The sequence below is a fragment of the Streptomyces sp. NPDC029041 genome (genome assembly GCF_040637515.1).
In the GTDB taxonomy this organism is placed as follows: domain Bacteria; phylum Actinomycetota; class Actinomycetes; order Streptomycetales; family Streptomycetaceae; genus Streptomyces.
Map to the genome: position 1 here is coordinate 1 of NZ_JBEZWO010000013.1, position 17,772 is coordinate 17,772.

Consider the following 17,772-nt stretch of genomic DNA (forward strand, 5'->3'; position numbering starts at 1 on the left):
GTACACGAACTGCGGCATCGTCTGGAACACGTCGAGGACCGGGCGCAGCGCCCGCTCCAGACGGTCGCTGCGGGCCGCGGCGATACCGACGGCGAAGCCGACGACCAGGGTGACGGCGACGGCCGCCAGCACCTGGGACAGCGTGTCCAGGGACGGCTTCCAGACGCCGAGGACGCCGATCGCGGCCATGGCGAGGACGGCGGTGAGCGCGGTGCGCCAGGTGCCGATGACCCAGGCCAGGGCGGCGACGATCAGCAGGACGCCCCACCAGGGCAGCGCCTGCAGGCCGTCGCGCATCGGGTCGAGGACCCAGGTGGTGAAGTGGCCCGCCCAGTCGGCGGTGCCGCCGACGACGGGGACGCCCGAGTACAGGTGCGCGGTCATCCAGTCGACGGCGCGGTTGACGGGCTCGGCGATGCCGACGACCCAGGAGTCGGGCCAGTCGAGACGGCCCGCGAGCCGCCCGGCGACCGCCACGACGACGACGCCGGCCAGGGCGAACAGCCAGCCGCGGCCGCTGTGCGGCTCGGGTTCGGCGCCGAGCTTCTCCCCCGCCGCGCCGGTGACGCGGTCCAGGACGACGGCCAGCAGCACGATCGGGATGCCGGCGGCGAGCGCGGCGCCGACGTCGACCGAGGCCAGGGCCTGGTAGACGCGGTCACCGAGACCGCCCGCGCCGATGACGGCCGCGATGACGGCCATGGACAGCGCCATCATGATCGTCTGGTTGACGCCGAGGAGGAGTTCCTTGCGGGCCAGCGGGATCCGGGCGGTCAGCAGGCGCTGGCGCGCGGTGGAGCCGAGCGACTCGACGGCCTCCAGCACGCCCTTGTCGGCGCCGCGCAGACCGAGCGAGGTCAGGCGGGCCATGGGCGGGGCGGCGTAGATGACGGTGGCCAGGACGGCCGCCGGGACGCCGATGCCGAAGATCAGCACGACCGGCAGCAGGTAGGCGAAGGCGGGCAGCACCTGCATGGTGTCCAGGACCGGGCGCAGGACGCGGTCCATCCGGTCGGACAGACCGGCGGCGAGCCCGAGCAGCACACCCACGACGACCGACGCGAGGACCGCGACGACCATCAGGGCGAGGGTCTGCATGGTCGGCACCCACATGCCGAGCAGCCCGCAGGTGAGGAACGCGGCGGCCGTGCCGAGCGCCAGCTTCACACCCGCCACGCGCCAGGCGACCAGCGCGCCGATGGCCGTGACGCCCGCCCAGCCGACGGCCAGCAGGGTGAGGTAGACGGCCCGTACGGCGATGACGACGACGTTGCTGACGTGGCCGAAGAAGTAGAGGAACAGCGGGTGGCTGTCGCGGTTGTCGATGATCCAGTCGCTGGCCTTGGCGAGCGGCTGGGAGAAGTCGACGGTCAGGGCGGCCGGCCAGCTGCCGCTCGCCCAGCGGGCGTTGGCCAGGGGGACGAGGATCGCGGCGGCGGCGGCGAGCAGCAGCAGCTTGTGGACGGCCCGGTGCTTGAGGAAGGCGGGCAGGCCGACGCGCGGCGGGGACGCGGTGATGGTCGCCATCACACCGCCTCCTTGGGCTGCCGCGTCCCGGGCGGAGCGGGCTGCTCCGTCCCGGCGACGACACCGAGGAGCGTGTCGGAGTCGACCACGCCCACGCAGCGGCCCTCGTCCACGACCCGGGCCGGGGCACCGGCGCGGGCGACCGCCTCGATCGCCTCGGACACCGTCGCGTCGGGGCGCACGGCCGGTCCGCTGCCGTCCTGGTCCGCCGTGGGGCGGCGCATGGCGGTGCGGACGGTGAGGACCTGCTCGCGCGGGACGTCCCGGACGAACTCGCGGACGTAGTCGTCGGCGGGCGCGCCGACGATCTCCTCGGGCGTGCCGCACTGGACGACCCGGCCGTCGCGCATCAGGGCGATGCGGTCGCCCAGCTTCAGGGCCTCCTGGAGGTCGTGCGTGATGAAGACCATCGTGCGGCCCTCCTCGTGGTGCAGCCGGACGACCTCCTCCTGCATGTCCCGCCGGATCAGCGGGTCGAGCGCGCTGAACGGCTCGTCGAAGAGCAGGACCTCGGGGTCGGCGGCGAGCGCGCGGGCGAGGCCGACACGCTGCTGCTGGCCGCCGGAGAGCTGGCCGGGGCGGCGGTGCTCCATGCCTTCCAGACCGACCTTGGCGACGACCTCGGCGGCCCGCTCGCGCCGCTCGGCCTTGCCCATGCCCTGGATCTCCAGGCCGTAGGCGACGTTGTCGAGGACCGAGCGGTGCGGCAGCAGGCCGAAGTGCTGGAAGACCATCGCGGCGCGGTGGCGGCGCAGTTCGCGCAGCCGGGAGCGGTCCATGGCGCGGACGTCCTCGCCGTCGATGGCGATGGTGCCGGCCGTGGGCTCGATCAGCCGGGTCAGACAGCGCACCAGCGTGGACTTGCCGGAGCCGGACAGGCCCATGACGACGAAGACCTCGCCCTTGCGCACGTCGAAGCTGACGTCCCGGACGGCGGCGGTGCAGCCGGTGCGCGCACGCAGCTCGGCGGGGTCGAGCGCGGTGAGCTCGGGGTCGCCGGGAACGCGGTCGGCCTTGGGGCCGAACACCTTCCACAGTCCCTCCACCGAGAAGACGGGGGCGGTGTCCATGATCTGCTCCGTGGGGGGTTCGAGGGTCGCGGTCACTTGGAACCACCACCGATCAGCTCGGCGGCCTTCTCACCGACCATGAGGACTCCGATCATCGGGTTGACGGTGGTCATCGTGGGGAACACGGAAGCGTCGGCGATGCGGATGCCCTCCAGGCCGCGGATGCGCAGCTCGGGGTCGACGACGGCCGACGGGTCGTCTGCGGCGCCCATCTTGCAGGTGCCGGCGGGGTGGTAGACGGTGTGCGCGACCTTGCGGGCGTACTCGCTGAGCTCCTCGTCACCGGTGACGTCCGGGCCGGGGGCCACCTCGCGCTTGAGCCAGCCGGCCAGCGGCTCGGTCTTGGCGATCTCGCGGGCGATCCTGATGCCGTCGACGAGGGTCTTGCCGTCGTAGTCGTCCTCGTCGGTGAAGTAGCGGAAGTCCAGGGCGGGCTTGACCTCGGGGTCGGCGCTGGTCAGGTAGAGGCGGCCGCGGCTCTTCGGCTTGGGGATGTTCGGGGTCATGGAGACGCCGAACTCCGGCCGCTGGTAGCCCAGTCGCTCCGGGTTGTCCGTGAAGGGGATCTGGTAGAAGTGGAACATCAGGTCGGGGTGCGCCAGTTCGGGGTCGCGGCGCACGAACAGGCCCGCGTCGGAGTCCATCGCGGAGTTCTCCGGGAGGGGGCCGTTGGTCTCCCACACGATGACCGACTCGGGGTGGTCGAGCAGGTTCTCGCCGACGCCCGGCAGGTCGTGCGTGACGGGGATGCCCAGCTTCTCCAGGTCGGCCTTCGGGCCGATGCCGGAGTGCATCAGCAGGCGGGGCGAGTCCACCGCACCGGCGCACAGCAGGACCTCGTTGCGCGCCTTGACGAGGATCTCCTCGCCGTCCTTGGTGCGCACGTGCACGCCCTCGGCGCGGTCGCCGTCCAGCTGCAGCTTGTACGCCCAGGTCTCCAGCAGGATCGTCAGGTTGGGCCGCTCGTCCATCACCGGGTGGAGGTAGGCCACCGACGCCGAGGACCGCTTGTTGTTCTCGGGGTGGTAGGCGAGGTCGAAGAAGCCGACGCCCTCGGTGAACGGCTTCTTGTTGAAGCCCTCCACGCGCGGCACGCCCAGGGCCTCCTGGGCCGCGTCGACGAAGTCGCGGGCGATGGCGTTCCGGTCCTTCTCGTCGACCGGGACGATGTTGTTGAGCAGCCGGGCGAAGTACGCCTCCATCTGCACCGCGCCCCAGCCCTTGGCGCCGGCCTCCTCCCACTCGTCCCAGTCGGCGGGCAGCGGCTTGAAGGCGATCAGGGTGTTGTGCGAGGAGCAACCGCCCAGGACGCGGGCCCGGCTGTGCCGGATATGTGAGTTTCCGCGTGGCTGTTCGGTGGTCGGGTAGTCGTAGTCGAGCTCGCCGCCGAGCAGGCCCATCCAGCGGCGCAGGGTCAGCACGTCATCGCGTCCGACGTCGCTGGGGCCGCCCTCGATGACGGCGACGGTGACGTCCGGGTTCTCGGTCAGGCGGGAGGCGATCACGGAACCTGCGGTTCCGCCGCCTATCACGACATAGTCGTACTCATGACTGGTGTGGGACATGGCGTACTTGCTCCAGTGGGGATGAAGTGAACGGGCTCGGGGGACGGGGACGTTCAGCCCGGGGTGTGGGGGTCAGCCCGGGATGGGATGTCGGCGGCCCGGCGGGGGACGGGGGTCAGCCCGCGAACCAGCGCACCGGCTGGGGAGCGAGGTTCTGGTAGACGTGCTTGGTCTCTCGGTACTCGGCGAGGCCGGCGGGGCCCAGCTCGCGGCCCACTCCGCTCTTGCCGAAGCCACCCCACTCCGCCTGCGGCAGGTAGGGGTGGAAGTCGTTGATCCAGATGGTGCCGTGGCGCAGCCGCCCGGCCACGCGGCGGGCGCGGCCCGGGTCGGAGGTCCAGACGCCGCCCGCGAGTCCGTACTCGGTGTCGTTGGCGAGGGCGACGGCCTCGTCCTCGGTGCGGAAGGTCTCGACGGTGAGGACCGGCCCGAAGACCTCCTCCCGGATGACGCGCATCTCGCGGTGGCAGTGGTCGAGGACGGTCGGCTCGTAGAAGTAGCCCTTCTCGGGGCGCTGCGGGGACGGCTCGGGGCGCTTGCCGCCGGAGCGCAGCACCGCGCCCTCCTTGAGGGCGGACTCGACGTACATCTCGACCTTGGCGCGCTGCTGCTCGGAGACGAGCGGGCCGCACTCGACGCCGTCCTCGGTGCCGCGGCCGAGGCGGATCTTCTCGGCGCGCCGGGCGAGTTCGGTGACGAAGCGGTCCCGGACCGACTCCTCGATGATGAGGCGGGCGCCGGCCGAGCAGACCTGGCCGCTGTGGATGAAGGCGGCGTTGAGGGCCTGGTCGACGGCGGTGTCGAAGCCCTCCTCGGTGGCGCAGGCGTCGGCGAAGACGACGTTGGGGTTCTTGCCGCCGAGTTCGAGGGCGACCTTCTTGACGCTCGGGGCCGCGGCCTGGGCGACCTTGGTGCCGCTGATCAGGCCACCGGTGAAGGAGACCAGGTCGACGTCGGGGTGCTCGGACAGGCGTGCGCCGACCGAGTGGCCGGGGCCGGTGACGATGTTGGCGACGCCCTCGGGGAGTCCGGCCTCGACGAGCAGCTCGATGAGCGCGATCGTCGTCATCGGCGTGATCTCGCTGGGCTTGATGACGAAGGTGTTGCCGGCGGCGAGGGCGGGGGCGACCTTCCAGCTGGCCTGGAGCAGCGGGTAGTTCCAGGGCGTGATCATCGCGCAGACGCCGATCGGCTCGTGCACGACGACGCTGTGGATGTCGGGCGAGCCCGCGTCCACGACCCGGCCGGGGGCCTCGCCGGCGACCAGGTCGGCGAAGTAGCGGAAGGCGTCGGCGACACAGTCGATGTCGACGCGGCCCTCCTCGACGGTCTTGCCCGCGTCCTGGGCCTCCAGCCGGCCGAGCTTCTCGCGGTCGCGCACGAGCAGGTCGGCGACGCGCCTCAGCAGCGCGGCCCGCTCGGTGACGGGCGTGTGCGGCCAGGGGCCCTCGTCGAAGGCGCGCCGGGCGGCGGCGATCGCCAGATCGGTGTCCTTCTCGTCGCCCTCCGCGACCACGGCGAAGGGCAGGGCGTCCGCGGGGTCGAGGATCTCGCGGGTGGCCCCGGAGGTGGCCGCCCGCCACTCTCCTCCCGCATGGATGGTTTCACGCGCCTGAAGTTCGGTACTTTCCGCCATGATCGCTCTTCGCCTTCCGTTCCTGATCAGCGCCCCTGTGTCACATTCGTGTCACTAAGAGACCGAGTTCGCCTGCCCTACTCCCTCGGATGCATGCGCGTCGATGGCCGAAAGTGCGCTGTGTCACGGGAGATGTGGACAAACAGGAACAAAAGGTGTCGAGAATCGCCTCACCGACCGGGGAAAGCCCGCAGGCCCCGCACCGGACAACCGGTGCGGGGCCTGCGTACGGAGTTCCGAGCGGCTCCGGTCAGATGAGGCCGAGGCCGCGGACCGCCTCGCGCTCCTCCTCGAGCTCCTTGACGGAGGCGTCGATCCGGGCGCGGGAGAACTCGTTGATGTCCAGGCCCTGGACGATCTCGTACTTGCCGTCCTTGGTGGTGACGGGGAAGGAGGAGATCAGGCCCTCCGGGACGCCGTAGGAGCCGTCCGACGGGATACCCATGGAGGTCCAGTCGCCCTCGGCGGTGCCGTTGACCCAGGTGTGGACGTGGTCGATGGCGGCGTTGGCGGCCGACGCGGCGGAGGACGCGCCACGGGCCTCGATGATCGCCGCACCGCGCTTGGCGACGGTCGGGATGAAGTCCTCGGCCAGCCACTTCTCGTCGTTCACGACCTCGGCGGCGTTCTTGCCGGCGACCGTGGCGTGGAAGATGTCGGGGTACTGGGTGGCGGAGTGGTTGCCCCAGATGGTCAGGCGCTTGATGTCGGCGACCGTCGAGCCCGTCTTCTTCGCGAGCTGGGTCAGCGCGCGGTTGTGGTCCAGGCGGGTCATCGCGGTGAACCGCTCGGCCGGTACGTCCGGCGCGGCGGCCTGGGCGATGAGGGCGTTGGTGTTGGCCGGGTTGCCGACGACCAGGACCTTGATGTCGTCCGCGGCGTGGTCGTTGATGGCCTTGCCCTGCGGCTTGAAGATGCCGCCGTTGGCCTCCAGCAGGTCACCGCGCTCCATGCCCTTGGTGCGCGGGCGGGCGCCGACGAGCAGACCGACGTTGGCGCCGTCGAAGGCGACGTTCGGGTCGTCGGTGATCTCGATGCCCTGCAGGAGCGGGAACGCGCAGTCGTCCAGCTCCATGGCCGTGCCCTCGGCCGCCTTCAGGGCCGGCGTGATCTCCAGCAGGCGCAGCTTCACCGGCACGTCCGCGCCGAGCAGCTGACCGGAGGCGATGCGGAAGAGCAGGGCGTAACCGATCTGGCCGGCCGCGCCGGTGACGGTGACGTTCACGGGAGTGCGGGTCATGGCGTTCTCCGTATGACAGCTGGCGGTGGGGCGGGGTCCCTGCCCCGGACGTTTGATCGATCTCTTGGCGTCAAGAGATCCATCCAGCCGTCAGGCTATCGCGCATCCGGGATCCCGGACGTCCGGGTCGGTGTGGCCCAGCCCACAACCCCGGTGTGGCCCGGCCCACCACGCGTCCGGCCCGAACGCACGTGCCCGCCCTCACGCGAAAGGCGGCCGCCCGTCCGGGAGAGGAGGACGGAAGCGGCCGCCTGGGGGGATACCGACCATGCCGGACTCCCGTGGGGGTACGGTTCACGTGCCCCGGATCCCGGCGGGCATTCCACCTTTCCGCAATTTCTCCGCCCGGCCCGTTCGGCGGGTGCGGCCCGGTCGCCCTCTCAGTCGGTGCAGCCCTGCTGTCCGGCGGTCAGCGTCGCGCAGGCCTTGGCGTCGGCGGCGCTCTTCACGGCCACCATCGGGGTGTAGGCGATGCTGTCCCCGGTCGCGGTGATGCTGCCGGTCTGCTTCGCCTTGCCCGAGCTGATCTGCACCTCGTCGCCCTGGGCGGCCTGCGTGATACGTCCCCAGGCGGCCTTGCAGGTCTTGCTGTAACGGACCTCGACCGTGGCCGTGCCGACGGTCGCCGTCTGCGCGGTGGTCACCAGGTCACCGCTGCACCCCATGGCCTCCGCGTCCTTGCCGGTGCAGTCCGCGCCGCTGCACTTCACGCCGGGCGGCAGCTTCGGGTCGCTGCTGACGGTCGGCGAGGGCGACGCGGCGCCGCCCTTGGCCTCGTCGCCGCCACCGCCGCCGGTGAGGTAGAACGCGCCGGCGATCACCACGAGCACGCCCACGACACCCGCGACGAAGGTCCCCGTCCGCTTCCTGCCCCCGGCGGAGGCAGAGGCCGTACGGCGATTGCCCGGTGCGCCGGCCCTCGACGGCACGGCGTCCTGCGGTTCGCCGTACGCGCCCGCCTTGGCGCCGGAAGTCCGGCCGGGGCCACCGGGCGACCCGGCGGAGGTGCCGGGACCCGGGCCGGGCCGGGACGCCCTGTCCGCGCCGGACCCGCCGGAGCGCCCGCTCGCCGGCGACGGGCCCTGGTATCCGGCCAGTCCCCACGAGTTGACCTCGGGCTCGGCGGACCGGCCGCTCTCCCGCAGATCCGAGCCGGTGGAGTCCTGGACCTCCGGGGCCGTCGGCTGGGACGGCACGGTCGGGGCCACACCGGCCGGTCCCGCGATGCCCGGGGTGACGGCGGTCCCGCCACTTCTGCGGGCGGGCCTGCCGCCGCCCGCGGAGGCCGCCCTGCCGTCACCCGCCGAGGCCGCCTTGCCACCGGCCGAGGGGTCGCTGAAGTCCTGCCCGCCGAACTCCCCGAGCGCCGCGCGCGCCTGGGAGATGCGGATGGCCTCCATCGTCATGTCGTGCCGCATCTCCGAGCGGCTCCAGGCACGCTCGGCGAGCTCCCACATGGTGGTGAGGTGCACGGGGTTGGTGCCGGTGACCTCGGCCAGGGCCACGATCGCGCCCTTCGGGGCGAGCAGCCGGCCGTTCAGGTAACGCTCCCACGACGTCTTGCTGTAGCCCGTGCGGTCCGCGACCGACGCGATGCTCAGTCCCCCGCGGTCCACGAGCCTGCGCAGCTGGCTGGTGAACTCCCTGATCTGCGGATCGAGCTCATCCGGCAAGGCCTTCCAACGAGGCATTGCTCCCCCTCTTCCCCCCGAAACGTGCTGATATTTCTCGCGCTGTTCGCCCCGCGCGTGGTGGCCTCGGCCGAGTCCCCGTTCTGGATACCCACAGGGATGCGCCCAGTCAGGATCTCAGTTCCCTGACGAGGGGCGCACTGGAGCGTGGTGACCGCGCGCGATACACCCTGGACCGTCCCGATTGTCCATGCCAACCCCGCTGTCGCACCACTTTGTGTGGTATCGGAAGCGAGACGTACCGGAACTGTCACTTCCGTGCCACAGCGTACTGACAGCCGTTGAACAGGCCGTTCGCGGTGCAGGAGGGTGGGTCGTGGACGGCGGCCCGTCCTTCCTCGGGGGAGAGGACGGGCCGCCGTCGACGTCATTCGCTGGTGACCGTGAAATGCAGGGTGTCCTTCAGGAACGGGATCTGCAGCCACGGTTTCGGCTGCGCCATCAGCGCCAGCATGACGATCACCAGGCCCATCAGGCCGTAGGTGACGATGTCCGTGAAGCGGGAGCGGACGGCGAGCATGCCGACGTCCGGCAGCAGCCAGCGCATCGCGCCGCCGCCCAGCAGGGCGACGCCGATCAGCAGCGTCCCGATCCGGAACTGGCCGAACGCGGTCACGAGCAGCCCGACCCCCGTCAGCCCCAGCACGGCGAGCACGGGCCACTGCCGCGCCGGCGCGGGAGCGTCCCCGGGCGCGGCCCGGCCGCCACCCTCGGGCCGAGCGGTGTCCCGGGTGAACAGCGGGAAACGCCGGGTGGCCCGCCGCGGCCGCCCGGTGGCATCGGGCGCGCTGACGGGGTCCCGGACGGTGAGCTCCTCGGGGGCGTCGTGCCCGCCCGGGGCCTCGTGCCCGCCCGGCGCCTCATGACCGCCCGGGGCGTCGCGCCCCGGCGCCTCGGGCCCGCCCTGGGCCTCGTGCCCGCCCGGGGCCTCGCGCCCGCCCGGCGCCTCGTGACCGCCCGGGGCGTCGTGCCCCGGCGCCTCGTGCCCGCCCTGGGCCTCGTGCCCGCTTGCGCTGTCGTGCAGGTCCTCCGGCGATGTGCGCCCGCCGGACTCATGCCCGCTCGCGGTTTCGTGCCGGTCCGGGGCTGTGCGCCCGCCGGACTCGTGCCCGCTCGCGGCTTCGTGCCGGTCCGGCGCCGTGCGCCCGCCGGACTCGTGCCCGCTCGTCGGCTGGTGCCCGCCCGGCACCCTGTGCGCGCCGGGGCTCGTGCGTCCAGCCGCGGCGTCGTGCCCGCCCGGGGCCTTGTGCTCAGCCGGCACTGCGCTCCGCCGCCTCGACCACGTTGACGAGCAGCTGGGCACGGGTCATCGGGCCGACTCCGCCGGGGTTCGGGGAGATCCAGCCGGCGACCTCGGCGACGTCGGGGTGGACGTCGCCCACGATCCTGCCCTCGGCGCTGCGGGAGACGCCGACGTCGAGGACGGCCGCGCCGGGCTTCACGTCCTCGGCACGGATCAGATGGGCGGAGCCGGCCGCGGCCACGATGATGTCCGCGCGCTTGAGATGCGCCGACAGGTCACGGGTGCCGGTGTGGCACTGCGTCACGGTGGCGTTCTCGCTGCGGCGGGTGAGCAGCAGCGGCATCGGCCGGCCGATGGTCACCCCGCGTCCGACGACCACGACCTCGGCGCCCTTGATCTCCACGCCGTAGCGGCGCAGCAGCGTCAGCACGCCGTTCGGGGTGCAGGGCAGCGGGGCGGGCTCGTTGAGGACGAGACGCCCCAGGTTCATCGGGTGCAGTCCGTCCGCGTCCTTGTCCGGATCCATCAGTTCGAGGATGCGGTTCTCGTCGATGCCCTTGGGCAGCGGCAGTTGCACGATGTACCCGGTGCAGGCCGGGTCCTCGTTCAGCTCGCGGACGGCCGCCTCGATCTCCTCCTGGGTCGCCGTGGCGGGCAGTTCGCGCTGGATGGAGGCGATGCCCACCTGCGCGCAGTCGCGGTGCTTGCCGGCGACGTACTTCTGGCTGCCGGGGTCGTCCCCGACCAGGATCGTGCCGAGGCCGGGCGTGACGCCCTTCTCCTTCAGCGCCGCCACGCGGGCGGTCAGATCGGACTTGATCGCGGCTGCGGTGGCCTTGCCATCGAGAATCTGGGCGGTCATGGCCCCATCCTCGCGGATGACCCCGCCACGGTTCCAATCCGACCGCAATCCGGGCACCGCGGGGCCCCTCGCCCCGTATCCGCCCATGATCAGCGATGTTGCACTTGCACAACACATCGGGAATGCGGCTGGACAAGCCGGTCAGTGGTGCAGAACGATGAGCCGACAAGTGCCGCGGGCAGCTCAACGGGGGGACGGTCGCAATACTGAAGGTTTTCCTCCGTGCGGATGTCACGCGTCGTCCCCGCACCAGGACCAACGGAGGAAAGTCCCCCATGAGCTACGGCGACCCGAACAACCCCTACGGCGCTCCCCAGGGGCAGCAGCCGCAGCAGCCGGGCTACGGTTACCCGCAGGACCAGGGGCAGGCTCCCGGTTACGGCTACCCGCAGGCCCCTCCGGTGTCCCCCTACGGCGGCCCCGCCGCGCCGACCACGATGCCCGGCTCGGTGGGCGCGGCCCGCGTGATGATGTGGGTCATCGTCGGTCTCCAGGTCGTCGGCATCGCCGTCTTCGCCTTCGCCGCCGCGGCCCTGAACGCCGCGAAGGACGAGGAGTCCCTCAAGAACGACACCGCCTTCCAGGACCTGGTCGGCAACTCGACCGGCGTGATCTGGGGCTACGTGGTCTTCGGCCTGGCCTGGCTGGTGTTCGCGGCCGTCCTGGCGACGAAGTTCAAGAACGGCGGCAACGGCGCCCGGGTCACGATCCTGGTCTTCGCCATCATCACGGCGGTCCTCGGCATCTACCCCTTCATCCTCGTCGGCCTGGTGCACACCGTCCTGGCCGTCCTGGTCGCGGTGTTCGTCGGCAACGCCAACGGCAAGGCCTGGTTCAACCGCCCCCGCTACTGAGCGGGCCGGCCGGCAGGACCGGTTCACGCCCCACACTTCCAAGGGCCGTGTCTCACCCGTACGAGGGGGGCACGGCCCTGGTGCTTCGCCCCAGTCCGACGGTGGTAGCTGTTCAGGCCCGGGGAGAGAGCACCTTGTACAGCGGGCCGCCTGCCCCGTCTGCGCCCCGCCCGTCGCCGCCTGCGCCGCAGGTCCGTCGCGGCCGTCCCGGCCGGGGCGTTGACGGCCCTGGCCGCCCTCGTCCACGGCAGCAGCGTCCGGGCCGGTGGCGGGAACAGCGGTGGCAGCGGCTCGGGCGCGAACACGAACGTCTCCGCGGCCACGTACGGCGCCTCCGAACTCCGCACCGGCCGGGGCGTTCCGCCCGCCGAGTCCATCCCGGCACGGGCCGCTACCTGTGCTGGATCGCACCCCCGGCTGCGGCTGGAACATCAAGCTCAGCGCGAGGGGCTACGCGAGCGACCTGGGCTCCGAGGGACAACCAGGCCGGCTCGGTTCACGGCTGACTGCGCATGTACCCCACCACACAAGTGATCCGCGGCCCGTCGGACCCCCGGCGGATCGTTCGGGTGGACGGTAGCCTTCGGTCAAACTGCCGTGCGATTGCTCGTTGCTTGACCGCAGCACATCGGGGGACCCATGTCAGACCAACGGCCGATGCCACCGCTCTCCCCGGCGTCCGGGAACGCCACGTTGGAGCAGGCCGGCGCGAGCCCTTTACGTTCCAGGGACCCGGAGCGGATCGGGCCCTACTTACCCCTCGGGCTGCTCGGCAGCGGCGGCATGGGCCGCGTCTACCTCGCCCGCCCCGCCGACAACACCCCCACTCTCGCCGCGGTCAAGGTCATCCGCCCTGAGTACGCCGAAGACCCCCGGTTCCGGCGTCGTTTCGAGCGGGAGGCCTCCCTGCACACGCGGCTGCGTACGCCGCACGCGCCTCACCTGCTCGGCAGCGGGTTCGAGGACGAGTTGTTGTGGATGGCGGCGCAGTACCTGCCCGGCCTCAGCGTCGCCGACGCCGTCCGCCAGTGCGGCGCCCTCGAGCCCGCCGGGGTGTGGCGGCTGGTGGCAGAGCTGGGGCGGTCGTTGTCGGCGCTGGACGCCGCCGGGGTCGTGCACCGGGATCTCAAGCCGTCCAACGTGATCCTGTCGTCGCGGGGCGCGCACGTCATCGACTTCGGCATCGCGCGGGCCGTCGACAGCAGTTCGATCACCACGTCCGGCAACCGGGTTGGCACGCCTGCCTACATGGCGCCCGAGTATCTGCGCGAAGGCCGCTGCGACACCGCCTCCGACGTCTTCTCCCTCGCCTGCACGATCGTCTACGCCGCGACCGGGCGCGCCCCCTTCGGCGACGGCACGGGCGTGGACGTCATGCACCGGGTCGCCTTCGAAGAGCCCAGACGAGAGGTCATGGCCGGATTGACGGCCGCCGACCCCGCGCTGACCGCGCTGCTGTCCGCCTGCCTCGCCAAGGACCCGTCCGGGCGGCCCACCCCGCGGCAGTTGATCGACACGGCCGCGGCGCGTGGCGACGGCGCCACTCCTTCCTGGCAGGAGCCGCTGGCCACCCGGTTGTTCACCCGGCAGCAGGCCTGTGAACTGCTGGAACGTTCCGCCACCGAGGGGACCAGCCGCTTCCGCGCACCGACGCCGCCGGGACGGCAGGGCCGCCCTGCGACTCGGCCCGCTCAGCACACGCCCTCCGCCCCGGCCGTGTCCCCCACCGGCGATCACGCCGACCGCCGTGAGCGAAAGGCGACCTGGCTCGCCGTCGCGGCCGTCCTGGCCACGGCGGCGGTGGCCGCGGGCGCCTTCTTCCTCCTTCGCCCGGAGCGCGACCACAGCGCGATCTCCTCGCCGAGGGCCTCCGCCGACGTCACCCACCTCGACGGACCTGCATCGGTCCCGCCCAGTTCCTCCGCCTCGCCCTCGGCCCTCGAAGAGAAGCAGTCAGGCACGCGGGCGGGGGCAGGGGAGGACGCCGACAGCGGTGCCTCCGGGCCGGCGGGCGGTGCCGGCGGAGCGGGGACCGCCCCCGACGGTGGCGCCACCGCGACCTCCGGCAACGGCGATACCGACAGCGGCGACGCACCGGCCCCCACCTCCACCAGTACCGCGACGCAGTCCGCCACCCCGCCCTGGCTCTCCGAGTGCACCTCCTACTCCGGCACCGAACTCACCCGTCGCGGCGACAGCGGCCCGCGTGTCGTGCAGGTGCAGTGCATGCTGACCCGACGCGGCTACGACCTGGGCGGCGGGGACGGGGACGGGGACGGCCGGTTCGGCAAGGGCACCGACGCGGCGGTGCGGGCGTTCCAGCGGGCCGGGGAACTGAACCCGAACGGCAAGGTCGGACCCGAGACGTGGGCCGCACTGCGCAGTGCGAAGTGAGCTGTGGCCACCGCCCCGGCAGCGGCACAGACCGAAGCCCGCCGGTCCTCGGCGCTGACCCACACAACCGCCGGGAATGCCGCGTGCCCGCACCTGCGGCCATGGCACCCGTCCTGTACCCGACCCGGATTCTCCGGATCCCTCTCGCCTGAAGACAGTTCACGTATGAGACTCACGCGCGGTGCACTGATCGTCGCGAGTACCGCCCTGACCCCGGCCCTCCTGTTCGCCGCCCCCGCCTTCGCCGCCGGCACGCCGTCCCTGTCCACCGCGGTGACCGCTACGTCGCAGACGGACGGCACGGCAGTGGAGATCGGGCGGTACCAGGTCGACGGCTGAGTCCCACGCGGTACGGAGCGGGCCGGCTCTGACGCCGGCCCGCTCCGCCGCCGGGCTCAGTGGAAGAAGTGCCGCGTCCCCGTGAAGTACATGGTGACGCCGGCCTTCTGCGCGGCCTCGACGACCAGCTCGTCACGGACGGAACCGCCGGGCTGCACCACGGCCTTCACCCCGGCCTCGGTGAGGATCTCCAGGCCGTCCGGGAAGGGGAAGAACGCGTCGGACGCGGCGTACGCACCCGCGGCACGCTCGGCACCGGCCCGCTCCACGGCCAGCTTCGCGGAGTCCACCCGGTTGACCTGCCCCATGCCGACGCCCACCGAGGCACCGTCCTTGGCGAGCAGGATCGCGTTGGACTTCACCGCGCGGCAGGCCTTCCACGCGAACGCCAGCTCGGCCAGCTCGGCCTCGCTCAGCGCCTCACCGGTCGCCAGCGTCCAGTGGGCCGGGTCGTCGCCGTCGGCCTGGAGGCGGTCGGTGACCTGGAGCAGCGCGCCGCCGTCGATGGGCTTGACCTCGACGGGGGCGGAGGGCGCGTCGGCGCAGCGCAGCACGCGGATGTTCTTCTTCTTCGTGAGGGCCTCCAGGGCCCCGTCCTCGTAGCCGGGCGCGACGATGACCTCGGTGAAGATTTCCGCGACCTGCTCCGCCATCTCCTTGCTGACCGGGCGGTTGACCGCGATCACACCGCCGAACGCCGACAGCGGGTCGCACGCGTGCGCCTTGCGGTGCGCCTCGGCGACGTCCGCGCCGACGGCGATGCCGCAGGGGTTGGCGTGCTTGATGATCGCGACGGCCGGCTCGGCGTGGTCGTACGCGGCGCGGCGGGCGGCGTCCGTGTCCGTGTAGTTGTTGTACGACATCTCCTTGCCGTGCAGCTGCTCGGCCTGGGCGAGGCCGCCGGTGCCGGAGACGTAGAGCGCGGCGGGCTGGTGCGGGTTCTCGCCGTAGCGCAGGGTGTGCTCGCGCTCCCAGGTGGCGCCGAGGAAGTCGGGGAACTGCGACTCGTCGACCGGCGCGTAGGAGGAGGCGAACCAGGAGGCGACGGCCACGTCGTAGGCGGCCGTGTGCTGGAAGGCCTCGGCGGCGAGCCGCTTGCGGGTGGTGAGGTCGAAGCCCCCGCCCTGGACGGCCTTGAGCACGTCGGCGTACCGGGCCGGGCTGGTGACGACCGCGACCGAGGGGTGGTTCTTGGCGGCGGCGCGGACCATCGAGGGGCCGCCGATGTCGATCTGCTCGACGCACTCGTCGGGCGAGGCGCCCGAGGCGACGGTCTCGCGGAACGGGTAGAGGTTGACGACGACCAGGTCGAACGGCTCGACGCCCAGCTCGGCGAGCTGCTCGCGGTGGCTGTCCAGGCGCAGGTCGGCGAGGATGCCGGCGTGCACGCGCGGATGCAGCGTCTTCACGCGGCCGTCCAGGCACTCGGGGAAGCCGGTGAGCTCCTCGACCTTGGTGACGGGGACGCCGGCAGCGGCGATCTTCGCGGCGGTGGAGCCGGTGGAGACGAGCTCGACCCCGGCCTCGTGGAGCCCGCGCGCCAGCTCTTCCAGACCGGTCTTGTCGTAGACGCTGACGAGCGCCCGGCGAAGGGGCCGCTTGTTGCTCTCGGCGGTCACTGGATAACTACCTTTCGTCCCTCAATGCGATAGCCGTTGCGGGCGAGGCGCCCCACGACCTCGACGAGCAGCCTTCGCTCGACTTCCTTGATGCGCTCGTGGAGAGCGCCTTCGTCGTCCTCGTCCCGGATCTCCACCACGCCCTGCGCGATGATCGGCCCGGTGTCGACGCCGTCGTCGACGAAGTGGACGGTGCAGCCGGTGACCTTGGCGCCGTACGCGAGCGCGTCCCGCACGCCGTGGGCTCCCGGGAAACTGGGCAGCAGCGCGGGGTGGGTGTTGACGAACCGCCCCCCGAACCGCGCGAGGAACTCCTTGCCGACGATCTTCATGAACCCGGCGGAGACGACGAGGTCCGGCTCGTGCGCGGCGACGGCCTCGGCGAGGGCTGCGTCCCACTCCTCGCGGCTGCCGTGGTCCTTGACCTTGCACACGAAGGTCGGCAGCCCCGCGCGCTCGGCACGCACCAGCCCCTCGATGCCCTCGCGGTCCGCGCCGACGGCCACGACCTCGGCCCCGTAGGCCTGCGCGCCGGCGGCGGCGATCTCGTCGAGCAGCGCCTGCAGGTTGGTGCCGGATCCGGAGACCAGCACGACGAGGCGCTTGGCGCGCAGGGCCACGGGATTGGCGGCCACGGTGGAGGCCTTTCTCGGGGGAGCGTCTGTCCGGGGTGGACGGCACGCAACGCTTTGTGCATTCATACGAATGCTTTGCGTCCCCGGATACGGGGAAGCCTACGAACCGGCCGACCGTCAGCAACGATACCGGCACACCGGACAGCCCCCACGGGACGGGGGCGGGGCCGGAAGGTAGCGTCTGGACGGATCCGGTTCGGGAACGCCGTCCGGGCGTGGTGCGTTCAGGAGGTGACGGACCCGGGTCCGACGCCGTTCCGTTCCGTCCACTCATTCCTCCTCACCAACGGGAAGACGCTCACTTGATGCCGGACCGCAGCCTGCGACTCCTCACGTTCCCCCAGCCGTCGCCGCAGGGAGGGGAGCGCGGCGCCGTGCTGCTGCGGGAGCGCCCCAGCTCGCCGCCCGACGCGCCTTCGGGCGGCGACGGCGAGGACCGCAAGGGCCGCGGGTCCCAGGAGGACAACCCCTTCGCCGCGCCGCCCGAGGGCACGCCGGACCGGCCCTGGCAGCCGCGACGCCCGTCGGGAGAGGACTCGTCGAACGGCGAGGACGGCGGCCGTTCCTCCTGGGGCAGCCAGTGGAGCGACCAGCAGCCCGGCCGCTCCCCCGGCGGTTTCGGTGAGCGTCCCCGCGGCGGGCCCGAGGGCCAGGGCGGCGGGCCCAAGAGCGGCGGCCCGAACCCGCGCTGGGACCCGACGGATCCCGCGCAGCGCCGGGCGCGCTACGCCCTGCTGTCGGGCATGTGGGCTTTCTTCTTCGCCCTCTTCAGCTGGCCCTACGTTGCGCTGCTGCTCGGCGCGCTCGCCCTCTACTGGGCCATCAGCTCCCTGCGCGCGGGGCCCCGCAAGGCCGACCCGGACTCCCCCGCCCCGGAGCAGCAGGGCGGCGGCCGCCCGCAGACGACGGCCGCGGTGAGCGGCCTGGTCACGGCGTCCCTGGCGATCGCGCTGGTCGCCGCGTCCTTCACGGCGCAGCTGGTCTACCGCGACTACTACACGTGCACCAACGACGCCCTCACCAACGAGGCGAAGCAGTCCTGCTCCAGGCTTCTGCCGGAGGAGCTCCGCGGCGTGCTGGGGACGAACGACTGACGC

Annotated in this window: 14 protein-coding genes; 4 read left to right on the forward strand and 10 right to left on the reverse strand. The window is 72.3% G+C overall.

Translation table 11 applies throughout. The features are described from left to right. From AB0F04_RS29495 to AB0F04_RS29530, 8 genes are all read right to left on the reverse strand, one after another. Positions 1 to 1,527, reverse strand: a 1,527-nt coding sequence (locus tag AB0F04_RS29495; RefSeq protein ID WP_362046796.1) for an ABC transporter permease subunit, incomplete at its 3' end; no start/stop codon positions are given. Continuing rightward, positions 1,527 to 2,597 (reverse strand): glycine betaine/L-proline ABC transporter ATP-binding protein, encoded by a 1,071-nt coding sequence (locus AB0F04_RS29500; RefSeq protein ID WP_362047178.1) that lies wholly within the window; start codon positions 2,595 to 2,597, stop codon positions 1,527 to 1,529. The genes AB0F04_RS29500 and AB0F04_RS29495, both read right to left, overlap by 1 nt. 32 nt (positions 2,598 to 2,629) lie before the next feature. After that, entirely contained in the window at positions 2,630 to 4,162 is a 1,533-nt protein-coding gene (locus tag AB0F04_RS29505; protein ID WP_362046799.1) for a GMC oxidoreductase, read from the reverse strand. Between the two features lie 115 nt (positions 4,163 to 4,277). Then, entirely contained in the window at positions 4,278 to 5,798 is a 1,521-nt protein-coding gene (locus tag AB0F04_RS29510; RefSeq protein ID WP_362046802.1) for an aldehyde dehydrogenase family protein, read from the reverse strand. Between the two features lie 250 nt (positions 5,799 to 6,048). Further along, on the reverse strand, positions 6,049 to 7,038 hold the full coding sequence (locus AB0F04_RS29515; protein ID WP_351642747.1) for a malate dehydrogenase: 990 nt from the start codon (positions 7,036 to 7,038) through the stop codon (positions 6,049 to 6,051). A 380-nt stretch (positions 7,039 to 7,418) separates the two neighbouring features. Next, a complete protein-coding gene (locus AB0F04_RS29520) occupies positions 7,419 to 8,711 on the reverse strand; it encodes a DUF2690 domain-containing protein (protein ID WP_362046805.1) in 1,293 nt (430 codons plus the stop codon). Positions 8,712 to 9,096: 385 nt separating this feature from the next. Beyond that, positions 9,097 to 9,753 (reverse strand): DUF3017 domain-containing protein, encoded by a 657-nt coding sequence (locus tag AB0F04_RS29525; RefSeq protein WP_362047181.1) that lies wholly within the window; start codon positions 9,751 to 9,753, stop codon positions 9,097 to 9,099. A gap of 226 nt (positions 9,754 to 9,979) precedes the next feature. Next, positions 9,980 to 10,834 (reverse strand): bifunctional methylenetetrahydrofolate dehydrogenase/methenyltetrahydrofolate cyclohydrolase, encoded by an 855-nt coding sequence (locus AB0F04_RS29530; RefSeq protein ID WP_362046808.1) that lies wholly within the window; start codon positions 10,832 to 10,834, stop codon positions 9,980 to 9,982. 275 nt (positions 10,835 to 11,109) lie between these two features. Between AB0F04_RS29530 and AB0F04_RS29535 the strand changes: the two genes are divergently transcribed. The 3 genes from AB0F04_RS29535 (at position 11,110) to AB0F04_RS29545 (ending at position 14,421) form a co-directional block, all read left to right on the forward strand. Then, the gene (locus AB0F04_RS29535) at positions 11,110 to 11,688 is read left to right on the forward strand and encodes a hypothetical protein (RefSeq protein WP_362046811.1); all 579 of its coding nucleotides are present in this window, start codon (positions 11,110 to 11,112) and stop codon (positions 11,686 to 11,688) included. A 657-nt stretch (positions 11,689 to 12,345) separates the two neighbouring features. Next, positions 12,346 to 14,082, forward strand: coding sequence for a serine/threonine-protein kinase (locus AB0F04_RS29540; protein WP_362046813.1), 1,737 nt, complete (start codon positions 12,346 to 12,348; stop codon positions 14,080 to 14,082). A gap of 165 nt (positions 14,083 to 14,247) precedes the next feature. Continuing rightward, positions 14,248 to 14,421 carry a hypothetical protein gene (locus tag AB0F04_RS29545; RefSeq protein ID WP_362046816.1) on the forward strand — a complete coding sequence of 58 codons (174 nt, stop codon included), beginning with the start codon at positions 14,248 to 14,250 and terminating at the stop codon, positions 14,419 to 14,421. Positions 14,422 to 14,477: 56 nt separating this feature from the next. Here AB0F04_RS29545 and purH read toward each other — a convergent pair whose 3' ends face one another. Together purH and purN are read right to left on the reverse strand one after the other, a co-directional pair. After that, positions 14,478 to 16,040 carry a bifunctional phosphoribosylaminoimidazolecarboxamide formyltransferase/IMP cyclohydrolase gene (gene purH / locus AB0F04_RS29550; RefSeq protein ID WP_362046819.1) on the reverse strand — a complete coding sequence of 521 codons (1,563 nt, stop codon included), beginning with the start codon at positions 16,038 to 16,040 and terminating at the stop codon, positions 14,478 to 14,480. Beyond that, entirely contained in the window at positions 16,037 to 16,675 is a 639-nt protein-coding gene (gene purN, locus AB0F04_RS29555; RefSeq protein WP_362046822.1) for a phosphoribosylglycinamide formyltransferase, read from the reverse strand. Before purN ends, purH begins: the two co-directional genes overlap by 4 nt. Before the next feature lie 305 nt (positions 16,676 to 16,980). Between purN and AB0F04_RS29560 the strand changes: the two genes are divergently transcribed. Then, on the forward strand, positions 16,981 to 17,769 hold the full coding sequence (locus AB0F04_RS29560; RefSeq protein WP_362046824.1) for a hypothetical protein: 789 nt from the start codon (positions 16,981 to 16,983) through the stop codon (positions 17,767 to 17,769). Positions 17,770 to 17,772 lie beyond the last annotated feature (3 nt).